General features: G+C 64.2%; 14 protein-coding genes and 1 riboswitch. Of the genes, 9 read left to right on the top strand and 5 right to left on the bottom strand.

The window, feature by feature from the left end:
• Positions 1 to 120: 120 nt before the first annotated feature.
• From AC07FD_RS04285 to AC07FD_RS04265, 5 genes are read left to right on the top strand one after another with little or no spacing between them, the layout of a single operon-like run.
• Positions 121 to 1,506, top strand: coding sequence for an SWIM zinc finger family protein (locus AC07FD_RS04285; protein ID WP_478348783.1), 1,386 nt, complete (start codon positions 121 to 123; stop codon positions 1,504 to 1,506).
• Positions 1,503 to 2,942 (top strand): DUF5691 domain-containing protein, encoded by a 1,440-nt coding sequence (locus AC07FD_RS04280; protein WP_478348782.1) that lies wholly within the window; start codon positions 1,503 to 1,505, stop codon positions 2,940 to 2,942. The genes AC07FD_RS04285 and AC07FD_RS04280 overlap by 4 nt, the downstream gene beginning before the upstream one ends.
• 19 nt (positions 2,943 to 2,961) lie before the next feature.
• Positions 2,962 to 4,041 (top strand): ATP-binding protein, encoded by a 1,080-nt coding sequence (locus tag AC07FD_RS04275; RefSeq protein ID WP_478348781.1) that lies wholly within the window; start codon positions 2,962 to 2,964, stop codon positions 4,039 to 4,041.
• A gap of 4 nt (positions 4,042 to 4,045) precedes the next feature.
• On the top strand, positions 4,046 to 6,295 hold the full coding sequence (locus AC07FD_RS04270) for a DUF5682 family protein (RefSeq protein ID WP_478348780.1): 2,250 nt from the start codon (positions 4,046 to 4,048) through the stop codon (positions 6,293 to 6,295).
• Entirely contained in the window at positions 6,288 to 7,511 is a 1,224-nt protein-coding gene (locus tag AC07FD_RS04265; RefSeq protein ID WP_478348779.1) for a VWA domain-containing protein, read from the top strand. The genes AC07FD_RS04270 and AC07FD_RS04265 overlap by 8 nt, the downstream gene beginning before the upstream one ends.
• Positions 7,512 to 7,580: 69 nt before the next feature.
• On the opposite strand, the gene fba is transcribed toward AC07FD_RS04265, so the two are convergent.
• The 3 genes from fba to AC07FD_RS04250 form a co-directional block, all read right to left on the bottom strand.
• The gene (gene fba, locus AC07FD_RS04260) at positions 7,581 to 8,645 is read right to left on the bottom strand and encodes a class II fructose-bisphosphate aldolase (protein ID WP_477225929.1); all 1,065 of its coding nucleotides are present in this window, start codon (positions 8,643 to 8,645) and stop codon (positions 7,581 to 7,583) included.
• Between the two features lie 163 nt (positions 8,646 to 8,808).
• Positions 8,809 to 9,282: a 6,7-dimethyl-8-ribityllumazine synthase gene (locus AC07FD_RS04255; RefSeq protein ID WP_477413763.1), complete on the bottom strand. Its 474-nt coding sequence runs from the start codon at positions 9,280 to 9,282 to the stop codon at positions 8,809 to 8,811.
• Between the two features lie 76 nt (positions 9,283 to 9,358).
• Positions 9,359 to 9,573: riboswitch (FMN riboswitch) on the bottom strand.
• A gap of 201 nt (positions 9,574 to 9,774) precedes the next feature.
• Positions 9,775 to 10,950: an MFS transporter gene (locus tag AC07FD_RS04250; RefSeq protein WP_478348778.1), complete on the bottom strand. Its 1,176-nt coding sequence runs from the start codon at positions 10,948 to 10,950 to the stop codon at positions 9,775 to 9,777.
• A gap of 48 nt (positions 10,951 to 10,998) precedes the next feature.
• On the opposite strand from AC07FD_RS04250, the gene AC07FD_RS04245 reads away from it, so the two are divergent.
• A complete protein-coding gene (locus AC07FD_RS04245; protein ID WP_478348777.1) occupies positions 10,999 to 11,538 on the top strand; it encodes an Lrp/AsnC family transcriptional regulator in 540 nt (179 codons plus the stop codon).
• A 122-nt stretch (positions 11,539 to 11,660) separates the two neighbouring features.
• Here the strand turns inward: AC07FD_RS04245 and mtnA are convergent, their stop codons facing one another.
• Positions 11,661 to 12,755 carry an S-methyl-5-thioribose-1-phosphate isomerase gene (mtnA, locus tag AC07FD_RS04240; RefSeq protein WP_478348776.1) on the bottom strand — a complete coding sequence of 365 codons (1,095 nt, stop codon included), beginning with the start codon at positions 12,753 to 12,755 and terminating at the stop codon, positions 11,661 to 11,663.
• Positions 12,752 to 14,023, bottom strand: coding sequence for an S-methyl-5-thioribose kinase (gene mtnK, locus AC07FD_RS04235; protein WP_478348775.1), 1,272 nt, complete (start codon positions 14,021 to 14,023; stop codon positions 12,752 to 12,754). Before mtnK ends, mtnA begins: the two co-directional genes overlap by 4 nt.
• A gap of 135 nt (positions 14,024 to 14,158) precedes the next feature.
• On the opposite strand from mtnK, the gene AC07FD_RS04230 reads away from it, so the two are divergent.
• The 3 genes from AC07FD_RS04230 to AC07FD_RS04220 all read left to right on the top strand — a co-directional run bounded on the left by AC07FD_RS04230 (position 14,159) and on the right by AC07FD_RS04220 (position 17,846).
• Positions 14,159 to 15,670, top strand: coding sequence for a sugar ABC transporter ATP-binding protein (locus AC07FD_RS04230; protein ID WP_478348774.1), 1,512 nt, complete (start codon positions 14,159 to 14,161; stop codon positions 15,668 to 15,670).
• Between the two features lie 79 nt (positions 15,671 to 15,749).
• Positions 15,750 to 16,745, top strand: coding sequence for an ABC transporter permease (locus AC07FD_RS04225; RefSeq protein ID WP_095088174.1), 996 nt, complete (start codon positions 15,750 to 15,752; stop codon positions 16,743 to 16,745).
• A 48-nt stretch (positions 16,746 to 16,793) separates the two neighbouring features.
• Positions 16,794 to 17,846: a substrate-binding domain-containing protein gene (locus AC07FD_RS04220; RefSeq protein WP_478348773.1), complete on the top strand. Its 1,053-nt coding sequence runs from the start codon at positions 16,794 to 16,796 to the stop codon at positions 17,844 to 17,846.
• Positions 17,847 to 17,883: the final 37 nt, after the last annotated feature.

The raw sequence follows: 17,883 nt of genomic DNA, 5'->3' as shown, positions 1-17,883 counted from the left end.
CTTGCGGCCCGCTGTATCGGTCTCTATCCCTCTGCTGCTACAAGAATCCTTCACAGACGGCCATCTATACTGGCAACCGGCATTCGTTCGAGCGACGAGAGGCGCGGCTTGGAATTTGACTTGAAGACCATCGAAGCGCTCGCGCCCGACCAGGCGTCGTTGAGCGCCGCTTCCAGGTTGACCAAGCAGTCGAACTGGTCACGGCTCGAAAAGAACGGACAGCTCGCGCTCATCTGGGGGGAATGCCAGGGTTCCGGCTCCAATCCTTACCGTGTGGTCGTCGACACCGGCGATCACGGCTACAAATGCACCTGCCCGTCGCGGAAATTTCCCTGCAAGCACACCTTGGCGCTGATGTGGATCGCCGCCACCGCGCCACCCAGTTTTGCCGCCGCCGGGTCGACGCCGGAATGGGTGAACGATTGGCTGGGCCGCCGCAGGAAGGCCGCGTCGCAGCCTCTGGAACCGACCCAAGGTGCGGGAGGCAAGAGCATCGGCGAAGCCGCACGCGACGACGAAAGGGCTGTTGTCGAGGACGCGGCAGCAGTCGAGCGCCGCGAGGCAGCGCAGCGCAAGCGAGCGGAAGACACGCGATCCGCCGTGTCGGCAGGACTGGATGAACTGGATCAATGGATCGCCGACCAATTGCGGCTTGGCCTTGCAGGCTTTGTCGACAACAGCAGCGATCGTTGCCGCCGGATTGCCGCACGGCTGGTCGACATGAAGGCGACAGCACTTGCCGGCCGCATCGACGAGTTACCGTCGCGGCTGATGGGGCTGCGCGGTGAGGAACGGCCGGACGCGGCGATCCGCGAACTCGGCAAGCTTGTATTGCTGGCCAAGGCGTGGCGATCGGCACCCGACGACCCGGAACTGAGGCGGCTCGTCTCGACCTCCGAGAGCCGGGAGCAGGTGCTGGCCAATCCCGATGCGACGCAGGTCGACAGCGTCTGGGAGGTGCTCGGCGAGAAGATCGAGTCCCGCCGTGACGGTCTTGTGAGCCATTCGACCTGGCTGCTCGACCTGAACAGCGCCACCTCGCGATTTGCCCTGCTGCTCGATTATTTTCCGGCTTCGGCCGGTCGCCGGTCGAACGCGTTCACACCTGGGGACCGTTTCGATGCCAGGTTGATCTTCTATCCGGCGCGCCAGCCTTTGCGGGCGTTGGTGGCGGATCGCAGGGGTGACGTCTCGTCCGGCGAGTGGCCCGATTTCAGCCTTGGCGCGTTGGATCCGCTAGCGGCCCATGTTGCGCGCCAGGACGCCTCGCCCTGGGTTACCGATTGCCCCGTCATGCTGCCGCCCGGTGCGATCCTGCTGGACGATCGGGGTGCCGCCTGGTGGCAGGCCGCCGGCGATCTGCACGGCATCGCCTTGCCGATCGCCGATACCGTCAACCCAACGCTGCTTGGGCTGGACCTCAAGGCAACGGCCGCACTTTGGAACGGCAGCCGGCTTGAACTCCTGGCGGCGCAAAGCGGGTTTGGGAGGCTTGATCTGTCATGAATGAGATCGAGCAGACCGGCCTGGCGACCATGCGCGACTGCTGGATAACCGGCGGCACCACCTTCGACATGGCTCCAGCGGCGTGGAAGGAGATCGCCGGCAGTGCAAGTCCCGACGAGCGCGAGCGCCGGCTGCTGGCAATCGCCGCGCAGGCCCTCGACATTGCCTTGCGGCCAGCCGCGCCGAAGATGCTGAAACAACGCCCGCCACTGCCTGAACTTGCCTTGCCCATGCTGCCGGAGCGGCTGCGGCCGCTTTTGCGAGCCGCGCTGAAGCATGCAGCCGACGCAAGGACCAAGACACGCGTGGCCACGCTCGTCGCCAGCCGAGGCTTCGTGCTGCATCCAATGGATTGGATGCCCTCTGCGTCGTATCAGGAAAGTCCGGACGTTTATGCCCCCTGGGTCGATTGGCAAGCCGGTGTGGGTGGCGAGAAACAATCCCGCCGGGAACAACTGACCGTGGAAACCTGGGATGATTTCTATCCCGCTGCGCGCCGTACCGCGCTGGCCGATATGCGCCGCACCGCTCCGGCGCTGGCCAGGCAACTGATCGAGGCCAAGGGATCAAGTGAGCCGGCGGAGATCAGATCCGCACTCATCGAACTCATGCGCTTCGGCCTGGGCGCCGATGACGTGCCATTCCTGAAGAGCCTCTCTGCCGACCGCTCCGGCAGGGTGCGCGAACTGGCTGGCCGGCTGCTGGCAAGGTTGGGAGAGCATGGCAACCCAGGCGATGGCGGGACGGAAGATCCGACAGCCCAGCTCGCCGCCTTCATCGCCGAAGGCAAATCCGGCTTCATCCGCCGCCGCACCACCTATACACCGATAAGACTCAAGGCGCCCGCGCAGGAAGCACGCCGCGGCGACTTGTTTGCCACCTGTTACCTGGGCGATCTTGCTGCCCGCTTCGGCGTCACCGAGTCCGATTTCCTCGGGGCATGGCAGTTCGGCGTCGACGACAATGCCGATCTCTTCCTCGTTCGAATGGTCTCGGTGTCCGGCGGTGAAGCAGCGGTGGCGCATTTGGCCGATACGCTTGTCGCCGAAGGCGGCAAGCCGGCGCTTCTCATCCTCCATCTCATGGCGCGCCTGGACAGCGGCAGGAAGCGCGTCTTGATCAGACAAATCCTGAAAGACACGTACGATCTTCACGCGCTCATCCAGGTCGAAGGCATCGAAGCAGGCTGGCTGGAATGGGCCGATCTGACAAACGGCCAGACGCTCCCGGCATTGCATTCCGCCATTGCGGGAAACGACGAGCCCGTGAAGCGAAGCGCCGACCAGACACTGGAAAATTTGGGCTTTCTGGCGACAGCGGCGACGGCAGAAAAATTGATCGGGGATGTCGTTGCGGCCGGCATGGCGCCGGCGGCGCCTTCGCTCGGTCTCCTGCGCCTCAATGCGGCACTGGCCGGGCCTGGAATCGACACATGATCACTCGGGAGAACAGCAAATGAACGCAGTCATCCGTCTTCCGGTCGAGCAGGCCTACGCCGCCGAGTTGCAGGCCCTCTCGCGCAATGACGACCGGCAAAAGCCCGCCGGATGGAGCCTTTCGCCCAAGGCGGTTCTCACCTATCTGCTCGGCGGAAAGGCCGACGACGGGACGCTGATAACGCCCAAATATGTCGGCCGCCGCCGGCTGATTGAGACCGCCGTGGCGACGCTCGCCACCGACCGCGCGCTGTTGCTGCTCGGCGTGCCAGGCACTGCCAAATCCTGGGTGTCGGAGCATCTCGCCGCCGCCATCATGGGCGACTCGACATTGATCGTGCAGTGCACGGCCGGCACCGACGAGAACCAGATCCGCTATGGCTGGAACTACGCGCAGCTTCTGGCCAAGGGCCCGAGCCAGGAGGCGCTGGTGCCGACGCCGCTTTACCGCGCCATGCAGGACGGCAAGCTCTGCCGCCTCGAGGAACTGACGCGCATGGGCTCTGACGTGCAGGACACGCTGATCACCGTGCTTTCTGAAAAGATGATGCCGATCCCGGAACTCAACACGTCGATCTACGCGCAGCGCGGTTTCAACATCATCGCCACGGCCAACAACCGTGACAAGGGCGTCAACGAGCTGTCTTCGGCACTGAAGCGCCGCTTCAATGTCGTCGTGTTGCCGTTGCCCGAGGATATGGCAGAAGAAGTGGCGATCGTCTCCAAGCGGGTCGGCGAGATGGCCGGCGGCCTCGACCTGCCGGTGCCGAAGAATGTCGGCGAGGAGATCGCCCGCGTCCTGACCATCTTCCGCGAATTGCGCTCCGGTGCCACCGCCGATGGCAAGGTGACGTTGAAGACGCCGTCCGGTTCGCTGTCCACGGCGGAGGCCATCGCCACCATGGTTGGCGGCCTCAGCCAGGCGGCTTGGTTCGACAGCGGCAAGCTCGGCGCCGAAGGCCTGGCTGCCAGCCTCGTCGGCGCGATCGTGAAGGATCCGGTGCAGGACAAGCTGGTGCTGGAAGAATATCTGGAAACAGTGCTCAAGAAGCGGCCGGACTATGCGGGCTATTACGCGGCCTTGAACGCGGCGATCTGACGCCATGGCGCTGAGCGACGTTTCCTATTTCGGCATACGCCATCACGGGCCCGGCTCCGCCGACAGCCTGGTGCAGGCGTTGCAGGACTTGAAACCGGTCGCCGTGCTGATCGAAGGGCCGGCCGATGCCTCCGCGTTGCTGCCACTGCTTGCCCGGGCCGAAATGCAGCCGCCGGTGGCGCTGCTCTGCTATCCGGAAGACGATCCGGCTTCGACGAGCTTCTGGCCCTTCGCCGAGTTTTCGCCGGAATACCAGGCGGCCCTGTGGGCTGTTGGCAACAACGCGGCCTTGCGGTTCATCGACCTGCCGTCATCGGCCCGGGTAGTGCCTGTTGACGACGCGGAAAATGCCGATGCCGATGAAGCGGAATCCGGCGCCGACAACGAGACGGCTCAGCATGTGCGTGACCCGATCGGCACACTGGCGCAAGCCGCCGGCTATGAAGATGGCGAGAGCTGGTGGTCCGATATCATCGAGCAGAACCCGCAGCCAGGTCCCATCTTTGCCGCGATTTCCGATGCCATGACGACGCTACGCGACGGCGAGGGCCCGCTAGCCGAATTCGAGGCCAGGCGTGAAGCGCATATGCGGCTTGAAATCACCGCCGCGCGCAAGGAATTCGAGGGGCCGATCGCAGTCGTTTGCGGCGCCTGGCATGTGCCTGCATTGCAAGCGACGCGACCGCAGAAAGAGGACCAGGCGCTTCTCAAGGGGCTCGCCCGGCGCAAGAGCACGATGACCTGGGCGCCATGGACGGGGCCACGTCTGGCGCTGGGCTTCGGCTATGGCGCGGGCGTCGTCGCGCCCGGCTGGTGCAAGCATCTGTGGCGTACGCGCGGCCGCCACGACGCGGCAACCCTGTGGCTCGCGATGATCGCGGCGGTGCTGAGAGGCAAGGGGCATATGGTCTCGACCGCTTCGCTGATCGAAGCCGAGCGGCTGGCGCGTGCGCTGGCCGCGATCCGTGAGCGGCCAAAGCCTGGGTTCGAGGAATTGCGCGACGCCGCGATCGCCGCCCTGTTCAACGGCGAAGCGCTGCTTTGGGCGCTGGTCGAAGCCGAGCTGCTGCTGGGCGCGGATGTCGGTGAAATTCCGCCCGACACGCCAATGGCGCCGCTGATCGAGGATCTGCAGCGCAACCAGAAGGCGGCGCGGCTGAAGCCTGAGGCCCTGGAGCGCGAACTCTCGATCGATTTGCGCAGCGAAAGCGGGCTGTTTCGTTCGACATTGCTGCACCGGCTGAACGTGCTTGGCGTGCATTGGGGCAAGTTGACCGACAGCGGACGCAGCCGCGGCACCTTTCGCGAGCGATGGGCGCTCTCGTGGGAGCCGGAATATGCCGTTCGCCTGGTCGAGAACCTGATCTACGGGCCGACCATCGAGAAGGCCGCCAATGGCCGGCTGATCCAGATGATCGGCGCGTCGGCGTCTCTCGACGCGCTGGCGGGACTGGTTCAGGGCGCCATCACGGCAAACCTGTCCGAGGCGTCGACCGCCGGTCTCGTGGCATTGGAGGAACGCGCGGCGCACAGCAGCGAGTGCCTGGAAATTCTGGCATCGGTGCCGCCGCTCGCCGGCATCATCCGCTATGGCGAGGCGCGCAAGACGGAAACGGCCCGCCTGTCCGGTCTGCTGGAACGGCTGATCATCGAAGGCGGGATAGCACTCGCCTATGCCGCCCGCGACCTCGATGACCAGGCTTCGACGACGCTGGTTGGCGCGATGCGCAAGGCCGATGAAGCGATCCGGCTGGTCGAGCCAGGGGAAGACGTGCTGGATGCCTGGCGCAATGGACTGGCTGCGGTGCTCGATGGATCCCGATCGACGGCGCTGGTGGCAGGCTGCGCCGCGCATCTGCTCTACGAAGCCGGCCATCTGTCCGCCGACGCCGCCGCGGGCCTGATCGCACGGCGCCTGTCGCCGGGAACGCCGGTCATGGAGGCCGCAGGGTTCTTCGAAGGCTTCTTCAGCACCGCCAGTCAACGGCTCATCTATGACGAGGCACTGCGCGGAGCGGTCGATGCCTGGCTCCAATCCCTCGACGAAGATGCCTTCATTGCGCATCTGCCGCTGCTGCGCCGGGTCTTCTCGCATCTGGACTCGATGGAGCGGCGGCGGCTGATCGAAGCGGTGCTCGGCCGCGCCGCACGCCTGCCGGCCGGACTGACACCGGCGCCGGATGGCGACGCCGCATGGCGCCGACACCTGGAACGGCTTGGACCCTTGCTGACGGGCGGGAACGGCAATGGATGACGCGGCCGAAATGAACGAACCCGCCACCGATGACGGACGCGAGCGCCGCTGGCGCCTGGCGATCGGTGCCGATGACGAGAAATCGACTTCGCTTTCCGACACGGACAAGCGGCTTTCTGCGGCGCTCGATGCACTCTATGGCGATGGCGCCGGCGATGCGGCCGCCGACCCGCGCAAGCGCCGCGGCGGGCTCGGCCGTTCGGCGCCGCGGGTGGCACAGTGGATGGGCGATATCAGGTCGTTCTTTCCCGCGCAGGTCGTGCAGATCGTCCAGAAGGATGCCTTCGAACGCCTCAACCTGAAGCAGATGCTGATGGAGCCAGAGTTCCTCAAGGCGATCGAGGCCGACGTCAATCTCGTTGCCGACCTGATTTCGCTGCGCTCGGTCATGCCGGCCAAGACCAAGGACATCGCCCGAACGATCATCGCCGATATCGTCGCCAAGCTGATGCAGCGGTTGGAGCAGAAGACGGCCGAGGCGATACGGGGCGCGGTCGACCGGTCGCAGCGCACCAATCGGCCACGCCAGCGCGACATCGACTGGCCGCGGACCATCTCGGCCAACCTTCGCCACTACCAGCCCGAGCATAAAACCATCGTGCCGGAGAAGCTGGTCGGCTTCATGCGCAAACAGCGCCGGCTGGTCGATCTGGACGAGGTTGTGCTGTGCGTCGACCAATCCGGCTCGATGGCAAGCTCGGTGATCTACGCCTCAATATTCGCCGCGGTGATGGCCTCGTTACCCGTCGTGCGGACCAAGCTCGTCTGCTTCGACACGGCCATCGTCGATCTCACCGAGGAACTCAGCGATCCCGTCGAAGTCCTGTTCGGCGTGCAGCTTGGCGGGGGCACCGACATCAACCAGGCCGTCGCCTATTGCGCGGAGCGCATCGAACGGCCGACCAAGTCGCATATGGTGCTGATCACCGACCTTTATGAAGGCGGCAACGGCCAGGAATTGCTGCAGCGGCTGGCAGCACTTGTTCGATCTGGCGTCAATGTCGTGGTGCTGCTGGCGCTGACCGACCAGGGCAGGCCCGGTTACGACCCCAAGATGGCAGGCTCCGTTGCCGCGCTCGGCGTTCCGGTCTTTGCCTGCACGCCGGATCTGTTTCCAGACATGATGGCGGCGGCATTGCGCCGCGAGGATATCGGCGCATGGGCGGCCGGCGCCGATATCAAGCTGGTTCGCGCCGAGACCGAGACGCCGGAGTGAAACACAAGGCAATAGAAATACCAGAGCTGCCGGGATGTCCCTGGCAGCTCTGGGATAGGTTGATCGAGCTCAGCCGAACTTCGGGTCGAGACTGCCCGACTTGTAGCGCTTGGCCATTTCGGCGACAGGCAGCGGCTTGATCTTCTGCGCATTGCCGGCGGTGCCGAACTGCTCGAAGCGCTCCTTGCAGAGCTTCCTCATCGCCGCCATGGCCGGCGTCAGGTACTTGCGCGGATCGAACTCGCTCGGATTCTCGGTCAGCACCTTGCGGATGGCGCCGGTCAGCGCCATGCGGTTGTCGGTGTCGATGTTGATCTTGCGCACGCCGTGCTTGATGCCGCGCTGGATCTCCTCGACCGGCACGCCCCAGGTCGGCTTCATCTGGCCGCCATATTTGTTGATGATCTCCTGCAGATCCTCCGGCACCGAGGACGAGCCATGCATGACCAGATGCATGTTCGGCAGCCGGCGGTGGATCTCCTCGATGACGTTCATGGCCAGCACCGCGCCGTCGGGCTTGCGCGAGAATTTGTAGGCGCCGTGGCTGGTGCCCATGGCGACCGCCAGCGCATCGACATGGGTGTGTTTGACGAACTCCACCGCCTGTTCCGGGTCGGTCAGAAGCTGGTCGTGGCTGATCTCGCCTTCGACGCCGTGGCCGTCTTCTTGCTCGCCCCCACCGCTCTCCAGTGAGCCAAGCACTCCGATCTCGCCTTCGACGGAAACACCGCCCCAATGCGCCATGTCGACGACGCGCCGGGTGATGCCGGAATTGTAGGCGTAGTCGGCCGGCGTCTTGCCGTCCTCCTTCAGCGATCCGTCCATCATCACGGAGGTGAAGCCGTACTGGATCGCGGTGACGCAGGTGGCTTCGTTGTTGCCATGGTCGAGATGCATGCAGACCGGGATGTCGGGGTGGATTTCGACCAGCGCGTCGATCAGCTTGGCCAGCACGACGTCATTGGCGTAGGCGCGAGCACCACGGCTCGCCTGCAGGATGACCGGCGACTTGGTCTCCTCGGCGGCCTCCATGATGGCGAGGCCCTGTTCCATATTGTTCATGTTGAAAGCGGGCACGCCGTAGCCGTATTCGGCGGCGTGGTCGAGCAATTGTCTCAGTGTTATGCGAGCCACCCAATAGTCTCCCGTATCTGGTTTCAAGCGCAACGTCGCGGGCCGGCCGGTCGCCGGTCGGCCCCTGATGCTTCTGGCCGGATTTCAGGCCAACCGCAACCTTCTGCGGTCCTGTCGATCGCAATTCTTGTTGCAGGGCTGAAATCCGGCCGTTTTGGCGATCTCAGGCCGCGATCAGTTCCCGCGCCGCCAAGATCTGCACGCAGGCATTGGCCGCTTCCTTGCCCTTGACGGTGAAGTGCTCGAAGAAGAAGCGGTGATGCTCGGCGCTGTCATGGTAGTTGTGCGGGGTGAGCACCGCCGACAGCACCGGCACGCCGGTCGACAGCTGCACATTCATCATGCCGTCAATGACGGCACTGGCGACGAACTCATGCCGGTAGATGCCGCCGTTGACGACAAACGCCGTGCCGAGGATCGCGGCATAGCGGCCGGTCTCGGCCAGGGTCTTGGCGTGCAGCGGAATTTCGTAGGCGCCGGGAACGTCGAAGACATCGACGGCGAAGCGCTCGCCTCCGATGTCAGCCAGTTCCGCCTCGAAGGCCTGCACGCACTGGTCGACGATGTCGGCATGCCAGCGCGCGCGAATGACGGCGATGCGGGTCGTTTCATAGTCTTTGTGGGAATGCTGATTCATGGGTCCATCCTTCCGTTTCGAACCAGAATCAGGACGCACGATACGAAATCCGGCCCGCCGGGACGGTCCGTGTTCCGTTCGTTCTCTTCCATCCGGACTCTAACCGTCGGCTCCGGAATCACACCGGATCTGCTGACCTCTCCACTAGAGCGCCACGCGTCCTCTTGGACGCGTAAAGGACGCTCTAGCACTTAAGAATCCACGCATTGAGCGTTGACCGGAAAGCGCTCGCGGGCTTGGGCCGAAACCCTTACCGCCGGTGGGGACTTTCACCCCGCCCTGAGAACATTAACGCCGTTTGTATGAAAGGGCAGGGCGCCGCTGTCAATCGTGTGAGAGACGGATGGCCAATACAGTCTGTCAACTGGAGCAATTCCAGGAAAAGTGTGAAGCGGTTTTCCCGGGAAAAGCGCATAGCGTTTCCCCTTGGGAAGTGCGTCAAAAACGGAAGAGATAGAGCGGTTCGGCGTTTCCGCGAAACGATGAACCGCTTTATCGCGTGCGCCACGCCGCCGCCGAAGCGGCAATCAGCATGAGCAATGCCGCAACCGTCGCGCAGGTGGCGAAACCGAAGCTGGAATAGAGCGGGCCGAACCCGGTGGTGCCGACGAAGACCGCCAGATAGGTCACCGCGCTGTTCAAGCCCATGATCGTGCCGCGCCGCGAAGGATCGAGCGCCGACAGGCGCATCACCAGGACGTTAAGTCCAAAATGATTGGCAAGCCCCCAGACCGCCACCATGGCGATGGTCAGGCCGAAACTGCCACTCGTCGCGGCCATGGCGACATAGACGACGGCGACAAGAAGATAGGCAAATGGCATGACGCGACGGGCGCCCAGGCGATCGATGACGCCGTCGAGGAGAGCAGCCGTGCCGAAGCCGATGCCATAGGCAAGTGCTGCCCATCCGTTGGCGCTGACCGGTCTCCCCAATCCGCTGTGCAGGTGATCACCGAGATAGCCATAGACGCCGTAGAAGGCGGTCATGAAGGCGGCACAGGCGATGAGCAGCGGCACGATGCCGGGAATGCCGAGCGCCTCCAGCGGCGTCGGCGCCGGGCCACTTTTCCTGGCGTCGCTCAGTGACGACAGTGTAAGACCGGCCAAGGCAAGCGTTGCCAGCAGCGCGACCGCGGCGAAAACGGCGCGCCAATGCACGAGATCGGCAAGTACGGCCGACAGCGAAACGCCGGCGACCATGCTCAGCGTCCATCCGGTCAGCACGACGCCGATCGTGCCGCTTTCCCGGCCAGGCGGCGCGATGGCCGCGGAACTGGCATAGATGGCCGGCATGGCGATACCGGCAGCAATGCCGGCGAGCAATTGTGCCGCGACCAGCATCATCACCGTCGGTGCCGCCGCGCTGGCGACGAGCGCTATCGCGAGCAACAGCAATGCCCCTTGCAGCATCCGGCGGGCGCCGATCCGGTCGATGTAGCGTGCCAGGAACAGGGCGCTTGCGGAGGTGCCGAGGCCGAACACGGCAGCCGCGATCATGACCACCGGTACGCTGGTCGCAAACGACGCGGCCACGGCCGGTGCGATCGGGCCCAGCACAAGCGAATTCGAGCCGATCACGGCGATGCATCCGGTCAACAGATAGGCAAGGGCCGGGATCGGCGCCTGGGCGTTCGCGGCCAATGGTCCAACTTGATCAGCGTTCGACATATGACCATAATGACCGCATTAAATTCTGCGGCAACCGGAGATTTCAGCATGGACGAAGAAACAGATGGCATTCCGCAGAACAGGTCTGCAGTCCGTGAGCTCGACGCAATTGACCGAAAAATATTAGGCGTCCTGGTCGATGACGCGACCGTCAGTTATGCCGAGCTCGGTGATCGCGTGGGGCTTTCACCGCCGGCGGCGCACGAACGCGTCAAGCGGCTGCGGCGCAGCGGCGCCATCCGCAACACCGTGGCAATCATCGATCCCAACGCGGTGCGCAAGCCGCTGCTGGCTTTCGTGCATATCGACACCAAGGGCTGGGCAAAGACGCCGGAACTGATGGCAGTTTCGCAGTATCCGGAAGTCGAGGAAATCCACACCGTCGCCGGTGACACCTGCATGCTGCTCAAGGTCCGCACCGAAGACACCCGAGCGCTCGAAGGCTTGCTGTCACGCCTCTACGAAACGCCGGGCGTCACCTCGACGCGCAGCTATGTGGTGCTGTCGACCTATCTCGAGCGGCCGGTGCAGCCGGGCGTGACCGCGACGTGGCCGACGCCCAAGCACATGGGCAAGCCGCTTTATTAGCATTGGGTTCGAAGTCCGGTCTTAGAGCAGTTCACCGGTTCACGGAACCGGCAACCTGCTCTAACTCATTGTTTTGACGCAATTCCGGACGGAAAACCGTTTCACATTTTTCCTGGATTGCTCTAGCCGCGCTCGGGAAACATCGCCTTCAGGCCCTCGCGCGACGCATTGGCGACGCCGCGTTCGGTGATCAGGCCGGTCACCAGCCGCGCCGGCGTCACGTCGAAGGCCGGGTTCGCCGCGGGTGTCGTCTCGGGCGAGATGCGCACCTGGGCGATCTCGCCGGCAGCGGTCTTGCCCCAGACCAGCGAGACCTCGTCGGCCGAGCGCTGCTCGATCGGGATATCGGCCAGCCCGTCATGCACCGTCCAGTCGATGGTCGGCGACGGCAGCGCGACATAGAACGGCACGTCGTTGTCGGCGGCGGCAAGTGCCTTGAGATAGGTGCCGATCTTGTTGCAGACATCGCCGTCGGCGGTGGTGCGGTCGGTGCCGACGATGACCATGTCGATTTCGCCACGCTGCATAAGATGGCCGCCGGCATTGTCGACGATCAGCGTGTGCGGCACACCATGGCCGGCCATCTCCCATGCGGTCAACTGGGCGCCCTGGTTGCGCGGCCGCGTCTCGTCGACATAGACGTGGACCGGAATGCCGGCCTCGGTTGCCAGATAAATCGGCGCGGTGGCGGTGCCGTAGTCGACGGTCGCCAGCCAGCCGGCATTGCAGTGGGTCAGGATGTTGACCGGTTCGCCCTTCGGCTTGCACGCCGCGATCGCCTTGATGATGGCGAGTCCGTTCTCGCCGATGGCGCGGTTGAGGCCGACATCCTCGTCGGCGATTTCCCTGGCCCGCCGATAGGCGGCTTCGGCGCGTTGTTCTGTTGGCAGCGGCCTGAGGAAGCGCCGCATTTCGTCCAGCGCCCAGCGCAGATTGATCGCCGTCGGGCGCGTCTCGTGCAAGGTCTCCCAGACCGCATCAAGTGCGGCATCCGATGGATCGTCCGCCATCTGCATGGCGACGCCATAGGCAGCGGTGACGCCAATCAGCGGCGCGCCGCGCACCCACATGTCGCGGATCGCTGTGGCGATGCCGGTGACGGTGTCGATCTTCTCGACGCGGAAATCATGCGGCAGCCAGCGCTGGTCGATGATCTCCACCGAACGCGCGTCGTCGCTCAGCCAGATGGTGCGATAGTGGCGGTCGCCGACGTTCAAATGCTGCTCTCCTGTTCAATCAGCGCGGCCAGGTGGTTGACCTCGTCGATGCTGTGGATCTGGCGCCGGTTGACGGCGAGGTGGCGGCCGAATTTCAGCGCCTTGGCCTCACAACTGGCGCGCAGATTCTCGTCGGCAATGGTCTCGAAATCGGCATTGTGGGCGAGGCCGAGGATACGCCGGTGGACCTCGATGCCGGCAAAGCCGAGCAGATCGGTCCAGATCTGGTGCAGCACATGGTCGAGCGCCTGTTCGGCGCCGAGCCTGTCGCCCTGATCCTCGAACAGGCTTTTCTGGTAGAGCATGCCGGTGCGCTCGGTGCGCCACAGATGCGAGAACTCGGCGCGGAACACGACCCAAGTCTCGACGGTCACCCCGAGCAGGTAGGCGCGCATGGCGTCGCGCTTGCCGCTCTGCTCGTGTCCCCGCTGCGAGAAGAAGGACATCCAGAAATTGGCGAGCAGCATGCCGACATCGAACGCCATTGGGCCATAGAAGGCGAACTCCGGATCGATCATCTGCGTCTGGCTGTCGGTGACCATGATCGAGCCAGAATGCAGGTCGCCATGCAGCAGCGTTTCGGCATTGGCGGCGAAGATGTGCTTCAGCCGCTGCGCCTCGACCTTGAGGTCGCGGTCGGCGCGCAGCTCTTCGACGAGGTCGTCGAGCTGCGGCGAGGTGTGCCGGTTCATCCTGGCGTCGAAATAGGGGTCCGAGAACACCAGGTTCTCGGTGATGTCGCAGAGTTCGACATTGTCGGCGAACAGCGCCAGGTCGGCCTTGCGGTCCTTGGCTGCCATATGCAGGTCGGAGCCGCGAAACAGGGTGCGGGCCATGAACAGGCCGATATCCCTGGCAATGTTCGGCAGCTGCCGGCCTTCGATCAGCGCCCGCCGCAGGATGATGTGCGGCGACAGATATTCCATGATGATCAGCGCCTGGCCTTCATCGAAATGGTAGATCGCCGGCACCGAGCCCGGCGCGCGCGCCTCTTGCCGGGTCAGCGCGTGGTATTCGAAGAACGAGCGCTTCAGCGGCAGCGGCCAGCTGTCGCCGACCAGGCGGACATAGGGCAGGGCCTGTTTGACCACCGCTGCACCGCTGGCGCCTTCGACGATGAACACCAGGTTCAGATTGCCGTCGCCGACCTCGCGGACCTTCCACGCGTTCGTGTCCTTGCCGATCCGCGCGCGCAACGCCTCGTTGTCGCCAAGACGGCTCGAAAGCGTCTCGACCGACAGTGCTTCGAACTGCAAATTTCCAGTCATCGTCATCCTCCCGCCTATGCGCTCCGAACATAACGGAGGCATGGCGGCCGGGCCAAGCTAGGAAGCGATCTGGCAATTGTCAATCGTGTTGACAATTGCCGATGTAGCCCATAGCGTCATGTCAGGGAGGAACGCATGGTCGGCAATGCCGTGTTCCGCGCAGAGGGGCTGAGGAAATCCTTTGGCCAGAACGAGGTGCTTGGCGGCGTCTCGCTGGAGCTGCATGCCGGCGAAGTGACGGTGCTGATGGGCGCCAATGGCGCCGGCAAATCCACCCTCGTCAAGATCATCAGCGGCGTCTATGAGCGCGGCGACGGCACGATGGGCCTCGCCGGGCAGGCCTTCGCGCCGAACACGCCGGCGGAGGCGATCCGGGCCGGCGTCGTCACCGTGCACCAGAACATCAATGACGGTGTCGTCGCCGATCTCGATGTCGCCGCCAATTTGACCCTCGACCGCTTGAGCGGCAGCGGCGCTTCGTTCCTGTTCAATCCGGCGCGCGTGCGTCGCCAGGCAAAGGCCGTCGCCGACCGCATGGGGCTGGCCATCGATCTCAAAGCGCGCGTCAGCGATCTTTCGCTGGCCGATCGCCAGATGGTGGCGATCGCCCGCGCTTTGGCGCATCAGCCGAAAGTGCTGATCCTCGACGAGCCGACCTCGTCGCTGTCCAGCGCCGAAGCCGATCGGCTGTTTGCGCTGATCGACAGGCTGCGCGAGCAGGGCGTCGCCATCCTCTACATCTCGCACCGCATGTCGGACATCAGGCGGCTTGCCGATCGTATCGTCTCGATGCGCGACGGCGTCATCTCTGGCGTCTTCGACAAGAAACCGCTCGACTATGAAGGCGCCGTCAACGCCATGCTCGGCCGCAAGATCCACCTCGACCAGATCGTCGTCAGGCATTCGGCCAAGGCGATCCTGACGATCGAAGGGCTGCGCATAGCGCAAGGCGCCAGGCCGATCTCGCTGACGCTCGGCGACGGCGAGGTCGTTGCCATCACCGGCCTCGTCGGCGTTGGCAAGACGGTGCTGGCCGAGACGCTGTTTGGCGTGCGCAAGCCGCTCGGTGGCACCATGGTGCTGAACGGCAAGCCCTATGCGCCTGAAACAACAGGCGAGGCTATCGCCGCCGGCGTGTTCCTCGTCGCCAAGGATCGCGGCGAGAACGGCATCATCGGCGGCTTCAATATCCAGGAAAATATCAGCCTGCCGTTTCACAAGCGCATGTCGCGCCTCGGTGTTCTCAGACGCCGCCTGGAACGCACCACCGCGCGCCGGCAGATCGAGGAACTGGGCATCGTCTGCCGCTCCGAGAAGGACGAGCTGGCGGCACTTTCCGGCGGCAACCAGCAGAAGGTGATGGTCGCCCGCTGGATGGCGCAGGATGCCGGACTGTTCATTCTGGATGAGCCGTTCCAGGGCGTCGACATTTCGGCCCGGCGCGACATTGCCGCCAAGCTCAGGGCAAGCGCCAACGGCCGCGCCACGCTGCTGTTCGTCACCGAGCTCGACGAAGCGCTGGAGACGGCCGACCGGATCCTGGTGATGTCCGAACAAACCATCGTCGGCGAGCATCGCAATGCCGATGTCGATCTCGATCGCCTGCTGGCCGAGGTCGCCGGCGGACCGCTGCACAGCGCCGCCTGAGCGTGGCGGCAAGGAATTGGAATGGAGAGACCATGGGTTCGAGTTGGGTAGAAATCGCAGCGGCGCGAGAGGGCGCTGAATGACGTTGCGAGACCATGCCATTCGCTACGGCTTCATCGTGCTTTTGTTCGGTTTGATCGCCTATTTCGCGATCGCCGCCGACGGTTTCGTTTCGCCGCAAAGTGCCGTCTTCATCTTCCAGTCGGTCGCCATCACCGGCGTGCTGGCGCTCGGCGTCACCGCCACGCTCGTCGTCGGCGGCTTTGACCTGTCGATCGGATCGGTTGCCACATCAGCCATGATGGCGGCGGCCTATGTCATGGTGGTGCTGGAGCAGAACGCTCTCGTCGCGGTCGTCGTCTGCCTGCTCATCGGCGCCATTGTCGGCCTCATCAATGGCTGGCTGATCGTCTATATGCGCGTGCCCGATCTCCTGGCGACGCTCGGCATGATGTTCCTGCTGGTCGGCCTGCAACGCATCCCGACCGAGGGCCGTTCGATTGCCACCGGCATGACCATGCCGGACGGTTCGGTCGCCAATGGCAAGTTCAGCGACGCCTTCCTGGCGCTTGGCCGCCACCGCTTCGATTTCTTCATCCCGAACCTCATTCCGGTGTCGGTGGTGGTGCTGCTCGTGCTCGCCGTGCTGATCTGGTTCTTCCTCGAATACACGCGTTTCGGGCGCATGATGTATGCGGTCGGCAGCAACGAACGTGCCGCCGAACTCGCAGGCGCGCCTGTCAAGGCATACAAGATCTGGGCCTACGTTATTTCAGGAGTTTTTGCCTCGATCGGCGGCATTTTGCTCGCCGCCCGACTTGGACGCGGCGACATCGCCTCGGGTAATAATCTGCTGCTCGACGCTGTCGCCGCGGCACTGATCGGCTACGCGGTGCTCGGCGCCGCCAAGCCGAACGCCTTCGGCACCGCCGTCGGCGCGCTGTTCGTCGGCATCCTGCTGCAAGGCCTGACGATGATGAACGCGCCGTACTACACGCAGGATTTCGTCAAGGGCGTGGTTCTGGTCGTCGCCCTTGTCTTCACCTTTGCCCTTTCGGGCAGGGGCCGGAGATAGATTTCGACCGGACAGGATTTTGGGTTCAACAAGAGTGGAGGAAACAAAATGAACATTACGAGAAGACTTCTGGGGAAGGCGGCACTCGGGCTGGCCGGGGCAACCATGCTGATGCAGTTCCCGGCACTGGCCGCGGACAAGCCGGCGCCTTTCGACAAGCCCGGCGTCAAGATCGCGCTGGTGCGCTATCTCTCGACCGGCGACTTCTTCCAGGCCTATCTCTCGGGCGTCGAGGCGCAGTCGAAGGCACTCGGCATCGACCTGCGCGTGCTCGACAGCCGACAGGACGCCGCCCTTCAATCCGACATGGTCGACCAGGCCATCGCGCTTGGCGTGCAAGGCATCATCATCCAGCACGGCCTGACGGAATCGATGAAGGACGCCGCCCAGCGAGCGGTCGACGCCGGCATCAAGGTGGTGGCTTTCGACGTCAATGTCGAAAACCCCAAGATCCCGCAGGTCGAACAGTCCGACCGCGACCTCGCGCGCCTCGCTCTCGAGCAGGCGGTCAAGGACAATGGCGAGAGCTGGAAGGCCGGCTATGTCTATGTCGCCGGCATCGCGCCGCTCGACCGCCGCAACGAGACCTGGGTCGACGTCAAGAAGAAGCATGCCGGCATCAGCGAAGTCGCGATGTTCGGCACGCTCGACAACCCGATCGCCAACACCGTCGCCAACCAGGCGCGTTCTGTGCTGTCGGCCCACCCCGACATCAAGGTGATGTTTGCCCCCTATGACGAATTCGCCAAGGGCGTGAAGATCGCCGTCGACGAGGCGGGTTTGAACAAGGGCATCAAGATTTACTCGGCCGACATCTCGACCTCTGACATCGCCGCGATGCGCGAGCCCGACAGCGCCTGGGCGGCGACCGCCGCCACCAACCCGGCCGTCGTCGGCCAGGTCTCGGTGCGTGCGCTGGCACAGCTGCTGGCCGGTGAAGACCCCGGCCACAACGTCGTCGTGCCGCCGACGCTGATCACCCAGAAGGACCTCGTCGACAAGGACATCAAGAACATGGAGGACCTCTCGGCCAAGCTGCCGCAGTTCGCCCATGCCGATGTCGCGATGCCGGCCTGGATGCCGAACCCGAACGCCAAGTAATTTTGCTATCCGGCGAAGGAAGGAGCGGCGCTCGCGC

This window comes from Mesorhizobium waitakense, assembly GCF_056431085.1.
This window is presented reverse-complemented; position numbering and strand designations above follow the sequence as displayed.